The 17,878-nt window shown below is 42.3% G+C and carries 12 protein-coding genes and 1 pseudogene; 9 read left to right on the forward strand and 4 right to left on the reverse strand.

The window, feature by feature from the left end; translation table 11 throughout:
* Window positions 1-81 precede the first annotated feature (81 nt).
* The 8 genes from AB4323_RS08600 (at window position 82) to AB4323_RS08635 (ending at window position 13,619) form a co-directional block, all read left to right on the forward strand.
* Entirely contained in the window at window positions 82-669 is a 588-nt protein-coding gene (locus AB4323_RS08600) for a hypothetical protein (protein WP_372152177.1), read from the forward strand.
* Complete coding sequence (locus AB4323_RS08605; protein WP_372152179.1) at window positions 669-1,340, forward strand: hypothetical protein; 672 nt, start codon at window positions 669-671, stop codon at window positions 1,338-1,340. The genes AB4323_RS08600 and AB4323_RS08605 overlap by 1 nt, the downstream gene beginning before the upstream one ends.
* Window positions 1,340-1,777, forward strand: coding sequence for a DUF6950 family protein (locus AB4323_RS08610; protein ID WP_372152181.1), 438 nt, complete (start codon window positions 1,340-1,342; stop codon window positions 1,775-1,777). The genes AB4323_RS08605 and AB4323_RS08610 overlap by 1 nt, the downstream gene beginning before the upstream one ends.
* Before the next feature lie 53 nt (window positions 1,778-1,830).
* Window positions 1,831-8,970 (forward strand): DUF1983 domain-containing protein, encoded by a 7,140-nt coding sequence (locus AB4323_RS08615; RefSeq protein WP_372152184.1) that lies wholly within the window; start codon window positions 1,831-1,833, stop codon window positions 8,968-8,970.
* Window positions 8,971-8,979: 9 nt separating this feature from the next.
* The gene (locus tag AB4323_RS08620) at window positions 8,980-9,558 is read left to right on the forward strand and encodes a hypothetical protein (RefSeq protein ID WP_372152186.1); all 579 of its coding nucleotides are present in this window, start codon (window positions 8,980-8,982) and stop codon (window positions 9,556-9,558) included.
* Window positions 9,533-10,384: a hypothetical protein gene (locus AB4323_RS08625; protein WP_372152188.1), complete on the forward strand. Its 852-nt coding sequence runs from the start codon at window positions 9,533-9,535 to the stop codon at window positions 10,382-10,384. Before AB4323_RS08620 ends, AB4323_RS08625 begins: the two co-directional genes overlap by 26 nt.
* Window positions 10,385-10,512: 128 nt before the next feature.
* Window positions 10,513-11,316 carry a phosphatidylinositol kinase gene (locus AB4323_RS08630; protein ID WP_372152191.1) on the forward strand — a complete coding sequence of 268 codons (804 nt, stop codon included), beginning with the start codon at window positions 10,513-10,515 and terminating at the stop codon, window positions 11,314-11,316.
* Window positions 11,317-11,693: 377 nt separating this feature from the next.
* Window positions 11,694-13,619, forward strand: coding sequence for an AAA family ATPase (locus AB4323_RS08635; protein ID WP_372152193.1), 1,926 nt, complete (start codon window positions 11,694-11,696; stop codon window positions 13,617-13,619).
* Window positions 13,620-13,845: 226 nt separating this feature from the next.
* Here AB4323_RS08635 and AB4323_RS08640 read toward each other — a convergent pair whose 3' ends face one another.
* From AB4323_RS08640 to AB4323_RS08650, 3 genes and pseudogenes are all read right to left on the reverse strand, one after another.
* Window positions 13,846-15,390, reverse strand: coding sequence for a recombinase family protein (locus AB4323_RS08640; RefSeq protein WP_372152195.1), 1,545 nt, complete (start codon window positions 15,388-15,390; stop codon window positions 13,846-13,848).
* Window positions 15,391-15,482: 92 nt separating this feature from the next.
* Window positions 15,483-15,734, reverse strand: a pseudogene (locus AB4323_RS08645) (FKBP-type peptidyl-prolyl cis-trans isomerase N-terminal domain-containing protein); the annotation flags it as partial.
* Between the two features lie 76 nt (window positions 15,735-15,810).
* The gene (locus AB4323_RS08650) at window positions 15,811-16,437 is read right to left on the reverse strand and encodes a thioredoxin domain-containing protein (protein WP_017062641.1); all 627 of its coding nucleotides are present in this window, start codon (window positions 16,435-16,437) and stop codon (window positions 15,811-15,813) included.
* A 258-nt stretch (window positions 16,438-16,695) separates the two neighbouring features.
* Here AB4323_RS08650 and AB4323_RS08655 point away from each other — a divergent pair, with 258 nt between their 5' ends.
* Window positions 16,696-17,331 carry an OmpA family protein gene (locus tag AB4323_RS08655; protein WP_102333492.1) on the forward strand — a complete coding sequence of 212 codons (636 nt, stop codon included), beginning with the start codon at window positions 16,696-16,698 and terminating at the stop codon, window positions 17,329-17,331.
* 109 nt (window positions 17,332-17,440) lie between these two features.
* Here the strand turns inward: AB4323_RS08655 and AB4323_RS08660 are convergent, their stop codons facing one another.
* On the reverse strand, window positions 17,441-17,800 hold the full coding sequence (locus tag AB4323_RS08660) for a glutaredoxin (protein WP_017062638.1): 360 nt from the start codon (window positions 17,798-17,800) through the stop codon (window positions 17,441-17,443).
* Window positions 17,801-17,878: the final 78 nt, after the last annotated feature.

Raw genomic sequence — 17,878 nt, forward strand, 5'->3', positions numbered from 1 at the left:
CAGATCATTAGGGAGCGTTCGCTCCCTTTTCCTTTTTATAAATACCTGTACGTCCATAACAATAATCATAAAGGGCATACAATGAAACAGTTACCGATTGGTGACGGTATTACTATCAGTGACTACGAGCTGAAATCCAACAAACCTAATATCGTCACAACATCCCACAATGAAAAAGTCGATGCGTTATATCGCAACATCCAATACTACAGCGGCAAAATCACACTGTTCGCCAGGAACAAAACAGCAAAGCGCAAGCTAGAAGCTTTTCTCGAATCACTTAACGGGCAGCAAGAAACCTTTGAACTGTTCATCCCTGATATCAACAACAGCTTAGAACACATATCCGGTGTGCCAGCACTTAGCGCTGATTATCCAGCAGGGGTAAGCAGGATCAGCTTTGATGGTTACAGCGGTCAGATATCAGCAGGTGATTACTTCCGTTTAAGCAACGACAACAAGCTCTACAGGGCGTTAGAAGACGCAACCAGTAATCAGTCGGTTGCTATCTCTCCAAGCCTGAGAAAAACGCACAGAGCGCGAGAGAAAGCACTCTTCAGTGGCTTTGGGCTGGTGGTACGCCTTGAGCAAAATAACTTCACGGTTACAGCTGAGAAAGGCAGCACACAAGTAATGAGAGTGACGCTGAAATGGAAGGAGGCGTTGTAATGGGTTCAAAAAGCAAAAAAGGAAAAGATAAGAACTACATGAACATGCAGAGCTATCGTAATGCTCCGTATGTAAAAACTAATGTAGCAATAGCCAAGAATATTGAAGTTGGCTCTCTTTTAGAAGTAACCGAGCAGGAAGCATTGAGATACGGCGGCGGTATTCCTGCTACTTGCATAGACGTGTATTTCGATGATATGCCACCTTTGCGCCTGACTGATAACGCACTGGACATCACGCATGACACTAAGACGTACAGAGCAACGCCGGACTTACAGAATGTGGATGCGCACAAGCAAACCAACCAAATTAACAGCAGCGGTGGTCGCGTTCGTTTATCGGCTATCGATGACACCTTTATTCAGCTAATCCAAGCCAAAAAGACCACACGAGCACGTATCACGGTCAGCATTGCAATGGTGGACAAAAATAATAAGTGTCTTGCGATGTTTATTGAGCATAGAGGCTTTATCAAAGTGCCTAGTGTGAGTTTTGATCCAAAATCAGGCCAATATGAAATCGAGTTCGAAACGACGAACTTCTTCGAAATGCTAGACCAAATCCCCGGTACTAAACCAGCTGATGCCGTACAACAAAGCATATGGCCCGGTGATACCGCATTTACTCATGCAACAGTTGATGAGGATGAAGAATGGAAGGTGAAAAACTAATGAGCGGTTTACAACACGAAGTCACTCTTATCGAACTGATTGATGAACTTGTCCACCAGCCATTCGTCATAGGTCAAACCGATTGCAACATGGTGGCTTTGAAGGTTCTTAAACACTTGGCAGATATTGATTGGTATGACCGTTTATACAATCGCTATAAAACCTACGCTGGTGGTGCTCGCGTTGCTAAAAAAGAGACGGGCTACAGTAATATCTTGGATGCTTTTGGTGAACTTGATTGCTTGGAGCAAATACCACTAGAGCGTGCGACAGTTGGTGACATCATCGTTATCAAAGAAAAGCACTTCAGCAGTTGCGTTATCCATTTAGGCCAGCAGGTACTAATGGCAAGCCACATCACGAACAAAATCGAACTCGGTCACGTTGACTATGACGAGATAAAAGCACAAGTGCACAAAGTATATCGGGTTAAATAAACAACAGAACAAACAAAACAACTCCACCAAAAATAATAATAAAGGAGTCAAGAATGCCTCAAGCTATTCCATTTGCGATAGCCATGGTTGCCGGTGCTGTCATTGCGGCTTCAATGGCACCATCGCTAGCAACATCCGACTACGCAACAAAACTAAACTCATCAGGCTCACAGACAGAGATACCTGTCATATATGGTGAAACGGGTGGTGTAGGCGCACACCGTATTTTCAAAGAAATTGTGTCTACTAGTGATGGTAACGACACCGCGACCTTCATCTACACATTAGGTGAAGGGGAAATCCATGCGATCAACCAGATCTATATTGATGATCTTCCACTGTTTGCCACAGAGAAAGACTACAAAAATGGCACTATAGGTGCAGGTGATATCAGTCATCATTTCCGTCAGCACGTACAGCTTCAAATCAGTACCGGCTCTGAAACCAGTCCGTTTTTCTTCTCTATGGCTAAAGCGAATAGCGATGGTCGCTGGACGGACACCGATAAGCTTTATGGACGAGCGGCTATCTGCTTAAAAGTGAAGTTAGATCCGTGGAAAGGTCGCATCAAGAATGATGGTTTCAAAATATCAGCAAAAGTTAAAGGTAAGCTGATTAAAGATCTGCGTTATGAATCACAACCTGTTGGCTTTCAGCACACAAAACCTTTTGGACGTAATCCCGCGCTGGTGGTATATGACTACCTGACTAATCCTCGTTACGGCTGTGGTATTGACCCGCTTGATATTGACGAGCAGTCGTTTGTTCAAGCTGCTAACTGGTGCGATGCCCATAATTTGTATTGTGATGGTGTGGTCAATCAGAAGCAGTCCTATAAGAAAAACTTGGATGCTTTGTTATCTGCTTTTTGCGGTTTCCTGATTGACTTCAATGGCACCATTTTCTGTGTAACTGACCAGCCAGCAGCAAGCACATTCACGTTTAATGCAGACAACGTAGTGGGTAAAACCAAGATCCAATATCAAGCAATAGAGAAGTATTTCAACAAGCTTGAGACGACATGGTTTGACCCAAGCAAATCCTACAACCAAGACACCGTATGCTATCCACCGCGTGATGATGATCCGAGTATCGTTGCTGACGGTAAAGTGATCACGCAACGCTTAGAGCTGCCGTTTACCAAAACAAAGGCAGCACTGGATTTACTGTCCTCAAAAGAAGTAATGAAGTCCAAGTACAGTGATGTTATTGAGTTCACCGGAAACATTGATGGGTTCTTATGCTCTGTATTTGACGTGATCACCGTTGATCTACCGGAGCAGCGCATAAACAACCGTAAGTTCCGTATCATCGAGATCAAGCGAAATCATAACGGTAACTTGGCTGGTACAGTTAACATCAAAGCCGTTGAATATAGCAGTAATATCTATTCTGAAAACTGGCAGGGTATCAGCCGTAGTATTCGTCCATTTGACCGCACACTGAAACCAGCAACGGACCTGAAGTTTCAGTTTGTTGAAGCTGGTGACAGTTTCACTGGTTTACTGACTTGGGAGCACAAAGACGCAAGAGCACGCCAGTTCCACGTATTTTATAAACTCAGTGAACAACCAGACGAAGGGTTCACTTACTACGATACCGTGACCCAAAAGCAGTGTGTGGTTACCGGACTCAACAGCAACAACTATGATTTCGAAGTCGTAGCGGCTGACTTATTTGGTATCAGCTCTGAAAGTACATTCGTGCGTGATATTGATTTACGTGATGATACTATTTTCCCAACAGTAACCGGACTGAAAGTCGATTCATCGGAACGTGATTTTATATTCAGTTGGGATGATATGTCTGGTGTCGAGTTACACACTATCGACTCAGCACTTGCTATTGGTAATAAGAAAGTAGAAGCGTTCTTTAGAGCTTATGAAGTCGTTGTAAAAGTAAATGGCTCAACGGTTCGCACGGAATTAGTCAAAGACACATCCTACACTTATACCTTTGATAAAAACGTCACAGATGGCTTGTCTCGCACGGTAAGCGTTGAAGTAAGGATACAAGGTAAAGCTGGTGCTAAGTCGCATACCGCAGCGTTAGCAACAGCGACAAACAGGCAGAACCAAGTACCTAATGGTGTAACGATTGAAGCAGCTCCAGCAAGCTTGCATATTAGCTTTGATAAGTCAGCGGATATTGATTATGTGGGTACTGAAATCCATATCAGCAAACAACGCGATTTCAGGCCATCATCAGCAACGTTACTGAAAGACTTAACTAACGCGAACTTTTACACCGCTGTTATCGATGACGATGATACTTACTTCATCCGTTTGGCATCATATGACTGTTTTGGTCGTGACAACTTGGTTTATACACCAGCGTATCAGGTATCAACCCAATCAGCACAATCCGTGTTGAAAGAGATTAGCAGTGATTCGTTAAGCAAAGACCTACTTGATGTGATTAATGGCAAAGCGGATCAATCAGACCTTAATAGCGTTAACTCAGAGCTACAGGGCAGTAAACAATCGCTACGTGAATATGCCGATGAAAAGGCAGCGGAAGTAGAAGCAAAGGCTGACGCAGCAAGCGTGAGAGCAGACACTAAGGCAGTCGAGGCACTGCAAACCGCACGTAGTGAACTGAATGCAGCCAAGAGACAGCTACAAAAAGCGATTGATGAGAAAGAGACAGATCTTACGCCTGTTTACTCTGCTATTGATACTGTTGAGAAATCCTCCAAAGATGCAGATAAGGCGTTAGCCAGTAAGGTAAATACAGTTCAAGCGAAAGCCAATCAAAATGCCAGCAATATCAGTTCATTGCAAAAGACTGTAGCGGATAACCAGTCAGCGACGACTACAGCAATCGAGCAAGTTAAAGCAGAAACCAAAACCCATGCGAATAACGCTGCAGACGCCGCTCTATCGGGTTCTAAGGCATTTACTAGTGCGGAGCTAACCAAAGAGCGCACAGCCCGAACAAGCGCAGACAGTGCTTTATCTGCACAAATCAGCAAAGTGAAAGCGAGAGCCGACAAAGCATCAGCAGATATTAGTGAAACTAAAATTTCTCTGGCGGATAAAGAGCAAGTACTGGCAAAACGTATATCGACATTGGATTCCGCGACAAGCTATTCACTCGCAGCGCTAAATAAGAAAGATGCCAACTGGGATTTTAAAGATGGGTTACGTAATTGGACGCAAGGTTCAACAATTGTACACGTAACTGATCCAGACGAAGGCGATTGTATGAAATTGACTTCCAGTCAATGGCCTACCAATGACTTCTTCATTCCAGTTAATCCTAATCGAGTCTACGAGCTAAGCTTTCGTATCAAGCAGCAAATCGTTAATGGTTCCAAAAGCTCTTACTTAGGCGTCAAATGTTACGATAAAGACAAAAAAGAAATCTCAACGTCTCCGCGCGGTGCTGATACTAAACCCTATACAGGTACATACACTTATTGTGGTAAAGGTGGCGGTAATACTCCTGAAGAATGGACAACATTCTCTGGACAAATTACGGGCATTAATGGCTACAGCAGAAATGCCTTTCGTCCTGACACTTGCTTTATCAAGATCATGTTTATTGCGAACTACAGTGGTGGCAAGGGCGAAGCTCGCGTTTCTTGGGTCAATTTTGAAGACGTAACCGAGCGTGATGAAACTCATGCTCGAATTAGCACTGTAGAGCAGACCGTCAGTGAGAATGAATCTGCTCAAGCGAGTCGAGTGACTAAGCTCGAAACTAAAGTTAGCTCGAACAAGGCGTCATCAGATGCTGCGATTGCTAAAGCGAGAAAAGAGGCAGCAGATGAGGCTAAACGTAAAGCAGATGAAGTACTACTTCTAGCCAAGGCAGATACAACTAACAAATCAAACGCGGCCAAACAAGCAGCTATCAACGAAGCGCAGAAGAAAGCAGACAAAGCAGAAGCTGATGCTATCAAAGCAGCGAAAAGTTACTCCGATACAAAAGCCTATGAGGAGCGTCAATACACATCAGCTAAATTCGATGAAGCGGTTAGCTTAGTAAACAGCAAGGACTCAGCGACAGCGGCCAAAATCAGTAACCTTGAATCAGTTACAAACAACGTGAAGACTTCTGGCTTTGCGAACAAGCAAACCATAACCGTAGGCGGTGATAGTGACAAGTATTACCCTGTGTATTTTAAGGGAGGTAATCAAAACTTAGCTCGTCGTATTGTTGTGTCGCGCAACTACAGTGAATACGGGCCTAATGATTGGCATACCAAGACGCACAAAGGGGCTTTGTTACTTGATTTGACCGCTAACTTCGGTGGATGGGGTGGCCAAACTTACAACTGGAACATCAACAAAATCCAACAGCAATACACAACACTGTTTGCTGGTGCTAACAACGCAGTTTATCAGATGTATTTTTGTATTTGGTTGCGTGGCGGTGGTGCTGTTTATCATGTTTATCAAGAAGTAAATTGTCCAATTCATGTGGGTACAAACACTGGCGAGCTGCTTTACCGTTCAGCTCAATCACATGCAACTTACGAGCAGTTTGTTGACGCTCCAAGAACGCAAGCTTGGACAACCGAAGAAATCAATGCTCGGTTGGTGGGTAAGAAAGAATACGCGGGTTTGTCAAAGGTTGAGAACTTGTCCCCTGATGAAATTTGTGAACCTGTTCGCCAAGAAGTGACTGCAAAAATCAATGAAGTCAAAAAGACGCTTACTGATAACGATACAGCAATGGCGCGACGTGTGACTCAGATGGAGGCATCGGTAACTTCTGACAGCTTAACAAAAGCCAATAATGCAGAGCAGCGCGCGAAATTACATGCTGATTCTGTTGCTAAGTCGAAAGCGGACAAAGCATTGGCTGATGCGAAAGCTCACACAAACTCCAAGACAACCGAAGCTAAAAACTACACGAACAGTAAATATAACGAAGCCGTTAACTTGATTAATAGCAAAAACTCAGCAATGGCTAGCCGCGTGACCAGTATGGAAACATCACTGAAAAGTGATAGCCAGAGTAGGGCAAATCAAGCGAAAGCTGATGCGATAACAGCCGCAAAAGCGGATGCGCAAAACAAGGCAAACGAAGCTCGTAATGCGGCTATTAAGGAGCTAGAAAAGCGGGGGAATTTGCTTGAGAAATACTTTGCTAATTGGAAAGTCGGTAAGCATCCCAGTGACTGTGGCTGGGGTCAAAATGGTCACTCGAACGAAAATCGATTTATCGTTGATTCTGATCCATTTGGTACTCGGTCAACGATATGGGAAATGAATACCAACTCATCTTCGACAAGTGATGCCGATGGAGGTATCTCAACAGCTCGGTTTAAGTGTGATAGCAAGAAAACGTACCGTTTCAGCATTTACGCGAAAACAACAGCTAGCAGCGGTACAACCTATCTTGGTTGTCAGGGAAACCACACTCAAGATTTAAGTGGTTCAAATAACAGCAACCCATACTTTTGGACTGGTGACCTACCAGAGCAAAACAAATGGTTCTTGATTGTTGGTGTCCTTCACCATGATGCGGCTACCGCTGAGAGTGGCATTGCTGGTGTCTATGATCCTGAAACGGGTCGCAAAATATTGGATGGAAGTGAGTTTCGAATTCGTGCGGGTTACGGTGACCAATTATTGAGGGCTTATCATTACTACTCTAAAACACCATCAACAAAGCAATACTTTTGGATGCCTCGTGTTGATGAAGTGAATGGTAATGAACCGCCACTTTCGGCATTGATGGCAAATGTGGGCGCGAACGCTTACAACAAAGCGGAAGAGGCCGTTACACATACAAACAGCAAGTTTAACGAAGCAGTTAATCTTATTAATTCAAAAGCAGGAGCAAACGCAAGTAAGATCACGACTGTGGAGGCCACAGCTAAAACAGCACGTAGCAAGGCAGGCACAGCACAGGCAACAGCGAATACCGCGACTTCAAAAGCTGAGCAAGCTATCAGAACAGCAGCTTCCATTGATGGCAAGGTTGAATCGATGTATACGCTTAGGCTGACATCGAACAAAAAGGTGGCTGGTTTTGGTCTATCGAATGACGGCTCAACATCAGCGTTCAGTGTGCAAGCTGACAAGTTTCTGATTTACGATGGAAAGAGTGATGTCGCGGCGTTTGCGGTCAAAAGCGGTAAACTGGTTGTCCAAGAAGCGCTTATCGACAACTTAAGCGGAAGTAAAATAGCAGCGGGTAGTATCAAGGCTGACAAACTTGAAGCGCGTTTGATTAAAGCCAATTCGGCTTTAATTGATGATGGTGCGATTACAAACGGCAAAATCGGCAACGTAATTGAATCTATCTCCTATGCAGAAGACAGCAAAGGCATTCCGACTTCTGGTTGGCACATCAACAAAGATGGTGTCATCAAGTGTAAGAACTTAGTAGGTAGTGGCACACTATATGGCTCGCGGATCATGGGTAGTATCATTGAAGGGGCTTACTTTGTTACGAACAGTAATGTCAATGCTCCGGTTGTACCAACGGAGGCTGATAAAGGAAAAGGGACTCGCTATCTTGCTTCATCTAATTACAGCGTAACGCGTTCTGCTGGTGGACGAACTGCGGCCAAAAGTGTGTGGACGGACTATCAGTCTATCGCGACCTATAACTACACAGCGGAAGGAATCGAAAGGTTTGAAGGTACCACGTTGTACAAAAATACAAATCGTTACCCGAAGCGTTACATTGCACCACGAATCAAAGCAACTTGCTATATCGACAAGCCAACCATACCTAGCCGTGGCTACCCTTACGAATGTCGAAAAGTTTCAGCCACGATAGCTCTGGATGCAAGCGGTGGTCACCGAATCAAAACCTATCAATTTACCATCGATACAGGTGCGTCTATCGCTAAAAAGGTATCAGGTAATCGATATCAGTATGGAAGTCGGAATCAGACACACGGTGTTAATCCTGGTGCAGCGCCAAACACTAAAGTGGTTAATGTAGCGCTAACGAGAGGCGTGATTGCAAGGTGCACCATTACTTACGCATGGGCTATCAAAGTCGACTTCACACAGCAGGGTGGTTGTGGAGGTGGTTTCTATACCGGGTACTGCCGCTCATATCCTCGCTCCATTGAAATTGAAGTCGTTCACAGTAATGGAACGCGGGATATCGACTATAGCGGAAATCGGAGTGCGATTCGTGCATTTGCAGGTTTTGAAGCCCCAAATGCAGGAGAACACGCATGGATTTGGTTCGAGGATAACACGGGACGTTACCTATAAGGAGACAGGATGTTTCATTTCATTACACCAAAAACAAAGGAACTACCGTTAGTTCCGGATAAAAAAATTATCGTGATAGCTGGGGATGCGTCCGCATCCTTACAGCTTGCGCAGCGGGTCATTAAAACGGTCGTTGATATGGAGACTACCGTTTTATTGGTTTCCAGAATGCACGTGCCTTACGACCATATCAACTATACACAGTCTTATGGTTATGACGATTTTGGAGCTGACGCTGACTATATGATCTATGTGGTCGGTGAGCCAGCTTCTCTATTCTTTAGTTTGCTAGACAAACAAGTTGATGAGCTAAATGCGCTAGAGGCTGATTGCTATGTGACAAACAATACGATGGATTCATATGGATTAGAGTGCTATCAGCATTGCTTTTTGCATGAAGCGAGCGGTATTACGCCCAGTTTGTATCATTTGTATGCCACTGATGGGCTAATGCTTCGAGAGTTCGAGCGTCGCTGGATCGATAACGACAGTATCTTATCAGCGGAACGCAACATGCTACGCCAGTTAATCGACCGAGAAATAAAACAAGAAGGAGGCGTAGGTGAAAGTTGCAGTAGCGAGCAGTAGTACGATTATTAATCAAACCAGTGGTGTGAATACATTTATTCATCACTTGCGAACTTGCCTTGAAAAGCATGGTCATGAACTGGAAGTGACAACGGAAGAACGCAATTATCAGCATGGTAGTGACATCTATATTGCAAATGATGCCTATAGCTTTGCCTTTGCAAATGGTAAAAACATCATCAATGTTAATCACATGGGTGATGTGCTTGGAGTTATGCATACGCCTGATAAAGTGGATTATCCGCGTGAGTATATTTTTGACTATCTGAACAAACAAGTTAGCTTCGAAGGCACAAACGTCAGCTTACATAACAGTTTTAAGGCTGGCTTAACCAAGCTGGGTATAGAAACAGACGTGATACCGTTGCCGTTCTATCCTTCGGAATACACAGTGCCAGAACACAAAGATGGAATCATCATTGTTGGTGCTGGTTGGCCTCGTAAGCAGTTGCACAAAGCCATTGAGTTAATACCAGCTGATATTCCAGTAACGCTTCTTTCGAGTGCAGAGTTAAACCTGCCGGATAACTGGACTCAAAAAGTGCTACCGAACAGCCAAATTACTAATGAGATAGCAAAACACAAAATACTGTTCTTGCCATCATGTATTGAAGTTTACCCTTACGTGCTGCTTGAATCAGTCGCAGTAACACGAGCAGCTGTGATGCCGTACTTTTGGAATGAAGGGCTGCCTTACGATAAGGTTTCATCTACAAGTGAGCTAGTGGCGCTGTACGAGCAACGATACGAACCAACATTTGATATCTCTGACTACAGCTTCGAAGCGGAGAAAGCTTGGTTGGATTTACTAACAAATCTTGTCTAAATCTCATTATCCAACAGAGGGTTAGTAATTGGTGGGATTATTGGATAGAGTTCTGTTGCATAATGCGCAGGTCAGTGAATATCATTCAGTACTGATTCATATCCAGAGTAACTGTAGGGAAACCACTTGTGTCAGAGTTTGCAGTTTTGATGCCCTTTGCGAAAAGCAATAAAACCGGAAAGATCATTGGAATCCAAGAAGCCGAAAGAGGTGATAAATGTGATTGTCGATGCTTATCATGCGCAACTCCAGTTACTGCGAGACAGGCAGATGTAAACCAGTGGCATTTTGCTCATCGTGTCAATGAAACGACAACAGCTAGTGAGTGTGAGTTCTCGCCCGTCACCGCGATTGCTTTAGTTATTCGTCAGCAGTTACCACACCTACAAACATTCGATTTGGATGAGTGGTCATTCAGCGATGTTTGTTGGCAATTTGATGTGCCTAGGGACGGCATTGTTTTCGATGCTTATACGCAAGACCTCAATAGTAAACGGAAGGTCGTCTTCGACATACCTTTTGCAAATGACAAAGGCTTGGGCTCTGAGTTAGTACCAGATGATATAGACATTGTATTGAGTGTTGATACTCACGCGATAGCTCGGGCACTTTACTCGTCTGACCGAAAACCTGAGTTGCTAAGCGCAGAGGAAATTTTTCTTAAGTTGCTAGAGCGGTGGGAAGATTGGGTGACTATGTTGCGGTGGCCTGTTGTTCAGAGTGATTTTACAGAGAAAACAGTTGCCAGAGTACAACCGACTGAAAGTGAAATAATCAATGGGCCTTCAAAGCACAGAGATTCGACGATGTGTGCTTGCTGCGGTATCAGAGAGGGACACTATGGCAAGGGGTTGTTGTGTGCGCAATGTGTTAGGGCAAGCGTTGGCCATCATTTTCCAAATTTAACAGAGATGATACGGTACTTTAGATAGCAATTGGTTCACCAATATTTGATCAACTTGCTGAAAGCGCATCGATATGACGGCTTTTAGTTGTGAGCTAGTTCATACGATATAAAAAATAAACGATTAATCATGACTTTAACTTTGTAGGTGGCTACTCAAACTTGTTCAGTAGTGAGCCTATGATTTTGCAACTTCGACAATCTACGAATTGTAGCAAGTATACGAAAACTAGGGCGAGCAAAGGGATACTATCTTCTTCAACTACCTTCAGGTTTTATGTGACATGATTTGCACATTCTCTATGTACGTAACACATTAGCCACTGAGAATGCGATAATATTCAGGGAAAAGTACAATTTATTGTAGAGCTTTTACAAATCTCAGACTTAAAATGCAGGATATATATGATCTTTGGTTTATTGATTAGATACTATAAAACCTATAAAGGTTGGCATTATGTTCCATTGTCAAATGGTAGAAATTTTAGTGCACTTTTAGGTGAGAATGGAGTTGGAAAAAGCTCTGTTCTAGAGGCGTTAGATACTTTTTTCAATAAACCTCACACTGAATGGAACTACAATCATAGTGTTAGTAAAAGTGGGATAAATACGTCAAAACCTAGCATTTGCCCAATATTTATAATCAAAAAAGAGAAGGTAAGCAAGGCAAGAAAGTTATATAAACAACTAGAAACAATTAGTGATATAACATGGCAAGTAGAACCTGAAAATTTCAACTCTTCGTTGCATCATATAGCTTTGCCTATAATTGAGCATATAGAGAAAATAAAAAAGACTAATAGTAAGGTTGACGAGAATTACTTCCTAGTACCTTGTGGGTTTACGAAGATTGATAATGGTTCTCAGTTCTCAATGGGAGCTTTAGATAATATTCGTGAGTATAGTGATGATTTAAAGAGTATTCATGACATTGACGTGGTTGATGTGTTAAAAGAATTGTTTGAATACATTAAAAATGAAATGGAGTATATATACATACCTTCTGAGATTGATTACGAGCATTACACAAAAATAGAAGGAAAGACTATTCAATCTCTCATGGGAACGTCTGTGGATGAAATAATTAAAGATTGTATAAATGAAACAGCAATAAAAGATATAAATAGTGGATTGGATAAATACCTAGAAAAAGTGGGGAAAAATCTTAATAAATATATATATAAGAAGCCAACAAAGCGACAAACGTTATTTAATTTAAGTCATTTGACTTCTAAGATAATAGAAACATATTTCGAATCGAAAGTTCTAAATCTTGTGGAAGGTAACAAGATTACTCCAATATATAACCTAAGCTCAGGTGAAAAAAGGAAAGCTGTTATCGATTTAGCTCAAGCATTTATTTTGAATTCAAACAGAGATCTTAAAAGTAAAACGGTTATTCTAGCCATGGATGAGCCTGAAGTGTCTCTACATACATCATCGTGTTTTGAACAATTTAGCAAACTAGAGAACATATCCAAAAACTATGTCCAAACAATAATATCTACACATTGGTATGGATTTTTTCCCGCAGTGTCATCCGGATCTGCGGTCTATATATCTAGTCAGGATGATTCGAAAATTTCCCATTTAATCGAGTTATCTAGATTTAGAGAAGACATAAAAGATATAAGAAGAAAAACAAACGGTAATTCACCTAAGAACATTGAACTTAAGAGTATAAATGATCTTGTTCAGTCAATAGTAGCATCGATTACGTATTCTAAAAGAAAATGGGTTGTCTGCGAAGGGTATTCTGATAAAATTTTTCTAGAGCATTTTCTTTCCGAATATGAAGAACTAACTGTGCTCTCTATGGGAGGGTGTCCATACGTCAAAAAATTATATGAGTACTTATTGTTAGCTTTAGACGAGATAAAAAGTGATATCAAAGGAAAAGTTTTTTTCATGGTTGATACCGATGTAGAGAATAGTTGCTTTACTATCAAGGAGCCGATTAAAAAACTTCTGTTTAGAAGACTAATTAACTTGGATAGTTGCACTAAGCTAATTAAACCTTCAGATTCAATAGTAAACCCCCCTACAGAAATAGAAGATGTTTTGGATGCAAAGGTTTTTGAAGAAACTTTGAACTTCTTTAATACTCATGAAAAAAATACTGAGTGTAATTTCATCTATAATGATGATATAAACTATGATCTCCCATCTGGATTAGCTTTCGATCTGAGGCAGTCTGAGAAAGATAATTTGAAGAAATTTTTTGATCAGGAAGGGATTAAAGTTCGTTTTGCTGAAAAATATTGTGAACTGGATACTAGAGATAAGAAACCTAGTTTTATCACTACCATTGAACTGTTTTTAAATGGCTAATAACTTCCCATGTATTATATATGGTAGACTAAAAGGAATGGTACATTTTTATCTATAAAAATGAGTCTGGCCAAATATTATCATTTAGAATAAAAAGAATAAAAAGAATAAAAATAACTTAGGAAACTTTGTCAAATCTATTCTTAACTAATACAAGTATTTGTACTGAGCAATATCATGGAAGTAATTCGATTGCATCCTTTCAACCGAATTTACGTATCAACAGCTAGTCAACGAAACTATCAACATGAGCAGCGCAAGGGCGCAGTGTACGTATGGTCTGGCGTGCTTTATCGAGCTGTTTCTTCTTCCCGATAAAACGCTGATGATTGTGAATTTTGCTGTTCAGAAAGATATCGATTTCAGCGTCTTCGCCATCGCATTTTACAGAGACTCTATCAATGATTAACGCCAGCTCTTGTTGAACCTGTTCACGATACTCCTCATTTTCAAGGTCTATTGCCTGATAGTAATCAATCTTATCGACTGAAGAACTGTTAGTTACTGAGAGTGAAGAGATCTCTTTCTTGACGGAGTCAATTTGTTGCTCGAGTTGAAGATATTTGTCTTTTACACGAGTCAGGCCAGTTGCCAAGAGTTCTACGAGGTTTTCTGCTTGCTGTTCAAGTTGGGTGAGTTCTGCTTTTTTCTGCTCTAGCTCATCATTGCTTGCAGCTTTGATATCAAAGAGGGGTATGGTGCCTACCCAGCCTAGTATGAGTTTCTCTAAAGGACGTAAAGGAACGGAGCGGCTGTCACAGTTCATTCTTGCAGCTCGATCGCGGCAGCGTAGGTTCTCATACATTCTTGTTTTCTTCTTGTTACTGTATGAGCGAGTATATTGTAGCGAACTACCGCAGTGACCGCAGCGAAGTAAGCCACTCAGAATGTTAAGACCTTTCTTTGATTTCTTCGCCGTTCGTACTCTGGACATTCTAAGTACTTGTGCGCGCTCAAAAGTCGCTTTATCTATGGCGGCAGGGTAGTAACCGTCGATTACAGTATCAGGATTGGCAGTGCTTCTAAACACGCCACATGTGGAGTCTTTTTTGATAATGTCCATGACACGCTGATCTGTCCAAACTCGACTACGGATTTTCTTCGAGTGTATGTTGGACGTAAAGTACGGATGATTTTCTTCGCGCAGAATTTGAGCGACTGTGTTCGAACCTTTCCCTTCTAGGTAAAGCTCAAAAATGCGTCGTATAACGACAGCGTATTCAGGAACAAGTTCTAGCTTGTCATCTTGGCTTCTAATCCAACAAGGTAAGTTGACATTTATAACAACATTTTCGCCTTGCTGAGCACGTTGTAGGCGCTTGTTCGCCGCCGCACGCGCTCGCTTTGACTTCATTAACGATTCATTATGAGCACGCTCCATGATGGCGATTGCAATGTGTATCTTGTGTGTTTCTTCGCGGTTATAAACGATTCCAGTCGAAACTTCGTGAATCTCTACGCCATGGTTAACGATGTCTATAAAGCGTGGTAGGGCATCCATTGTGTGTTCACGACCGAGGCGGTCTAAGGATTCTACAATTAATGCCGCAGGTGATTCGATTTTACCTCGCTTGATACCCTCTAAGAAAACCCCGAGGCGGCCTTCCATTTGTTTGCCATGATAGCCACTGGCAACATCCTGAAGGACTTCTTCTGAAATATCAAAACCTAGTTGAGCGGCATAAGTGAGCGCGATGTCTTGCTGGCGGTCAAGGCCGTGGCCTTTCTTTTGTATTGCGGAGCTAATGCGAGAGTATATATATGCTTTCATGTTACTACCTTTTAGGAGGCCGTAGTATGCCATGAAAGACTACTGAGTAAAGTGGCACACTAAAGCAAACTTAAAAACTGTGGTATACATGCTAACAGCGTACCGTGGTAGTGAACCGTTACTTTGCTGTTCTTAGTTGGGTGCTCTGTGCCTGTACCTTCTTCAAGAACAAGGTATTGAAGACCGCTTTCAGTCGTAATCACGCCTTCTTTAGTGCCGTTTTCAATTAGAAATTGTTGGCCTTGTTCGAAGTTTTCTCCGCCAGACTTATGATTCGTCCAAGTACGGTAAATCATGAAACCCGCCAAAAGAAAGACAATGACCGGGATGACAAATTTAGACATAGTAAAACCTATTTATATTGAGTGCTGAATTTCGTAGTTAATACAAAATGTGTTAATCAGTTGACTAAAGCCGTGATTATGGTTGAGTCAAAAGGTAGTTGATCGTTTTTGCAATGCCAGCAACGTCTTGGTGACCTGCTGTTAGTACTTGGTATTTACCGTTGATGATAAAGGTTGGTACTGAGTTGATCTGACCTTTTACTGAGATCTCTTCTGCTTGCTTAACGTAGTCGAAAAGAGCGACTTGCTGTTCTTTATTCAGCTGGTATGGGCTAACCAAACCACGAGAAGTAAACGCTGTCTCTAGTGCTTGTTGACGCTGCTCAGGTGTTGCATCTGCACCCATTTGAACGGCACCAAATAGGTCGTCCATGAATGCGTGGTCAGGCGTCGCATCAAGCTGCATCACTGCTGTGTAGTAGATCATTGCGCTGATTTGAGCGCTTTCGTTGAACGTCACGTGCATCTTGCCAATAGTTTGGTCTGTTAGAGATTCAATCTCTGGAATGGCACTTTCCATTTGACGGCAGTGACCACAGTTAAGAGAGAAGATTTCAGTGATCGGAGACAAGTTAAATTCTGTTAGAGCAGTAGGAAGCGCTTCGTATTGAACGCCTTTTTGTGGCTCGTCTGTTTCACTACAACCCGCGATAATGAGTACGGCAGCGAGTGCTGTGATGAATTTAGTAAATGGTTTAAACATAATGTTTGCTCTAGCGTTGAGAAGTCGTGAGATTCTAACTATTTAGTACGAATTGGAAAACAATTATAAGGTAAATAAATGCAAACAGTTCGAACTAGCGGCTGAAGACAAGCTAGTAGACGGTTAACTGTGATCAACAGCACTTTTTTGGGTTCTGCTTTCTTTTCGTCTAAAGTTTTTCCCTCGGTGCCGATATAGACATTAGTGAATGGTTTATCTGCATGAGTGGTTGGTGAAGTAATGAGATATTTAGCGATAATGTTAAGCATAGCTTTGGCTGGGTGTGAAGCCACGTCACCAACTGACTTACTTGGCGGTGACATGCTAGAGACTGCACCACAAACCGATTACGACTTGATGCATCCTGAATGGGGTGTGGTTCAAACGACTCATGTAGCAAGTAATCGTGGCTACTCGATTCAGAGCAGCACTCATCAACACAGAACCATCACGACCAACTACGGACGTGGCGTTTCGACTAACGATCCACTGGAAGTCTTTTTAAGACAAAACCGTATCGATTTTGAAGTGTTGCCGGGCAACCATGTGATGGTAAAGCTTGAGCAGCACGTGAACTTTAAAACAGGTTCAGCATTCCCTGAGCCAGCTTATAATCAATGGCTAGATACGCTAGGCAGCTACCTTGCTCAGCGCCAAGATATTGATGTGGTGATTGAAGGGCACACCGATAACACGGGCACAGATCGAATCAATGATCCGCTTTCAGATCAACGAGCAAAAGAAGTGAAGGCTCGATTAGAGAGTAACTATGTGTCGAGTCGTTCTATTTATACTCGTGGCTTCGGTGAGTATGTTCCAGCTTGTACGAACGCTTCTGCGCAAGGCAAGGCGTGTAACCGCCGTGTGGAATTGATGCTGATTGTAGCGAAGTAGTCGTTTGAGTTTTCGCTCCCAATTTGAAGCGATTAACGCCAAATAACAGACATAAAAAATCCCTCACATTCGAGGGATTTTTTGTATCTGACTTTTGTTGCTTTATTGCTTATGCAAACTGCTTTTCTAAGTAAGTCACGATATCTGAAGATTCGTACATCCACTCAGTTTTACCGTCTTTTTCGATACGTAGACAAGGCACTTTCACACGACCGCCGCCAGCTTCAAGCTCAGCACGGTGTTGCTCGTTGTTTTTTGCATCACGAAGTTCAAATTGAACCGACTGACGTTTCATCGCGCGGCGCACCTTCACACAAAATGGGCACGCTTCGAATTGGTATAACGTGTGCGTTTTTGCTTGCTCATTTACTTTGCTTTGTTCTTCTTGAGAACGCTTCACACCACGTGGGCTGAAAACAAAATTCAATAACAAGATGACACGACCTAAGAACCAACGGATAAACTTCATAACTCTCTCTACATATTTAAAATTAGCGTTACAATTTGCAGCATTATATACACAAGTTTTGTCAGATGCTCGCAACAA

It is taken from the genome of Vibrio sp. 10N.261.52.C11, from assembly GCF_041471405.1.
Taxonomy (GTDB): Bacteria; Pseudomonadota; Gammaproteobacteria; order Enterobacterales; family Vibrionaceae; genus Vibrio; species Vibrio crassostreae_C.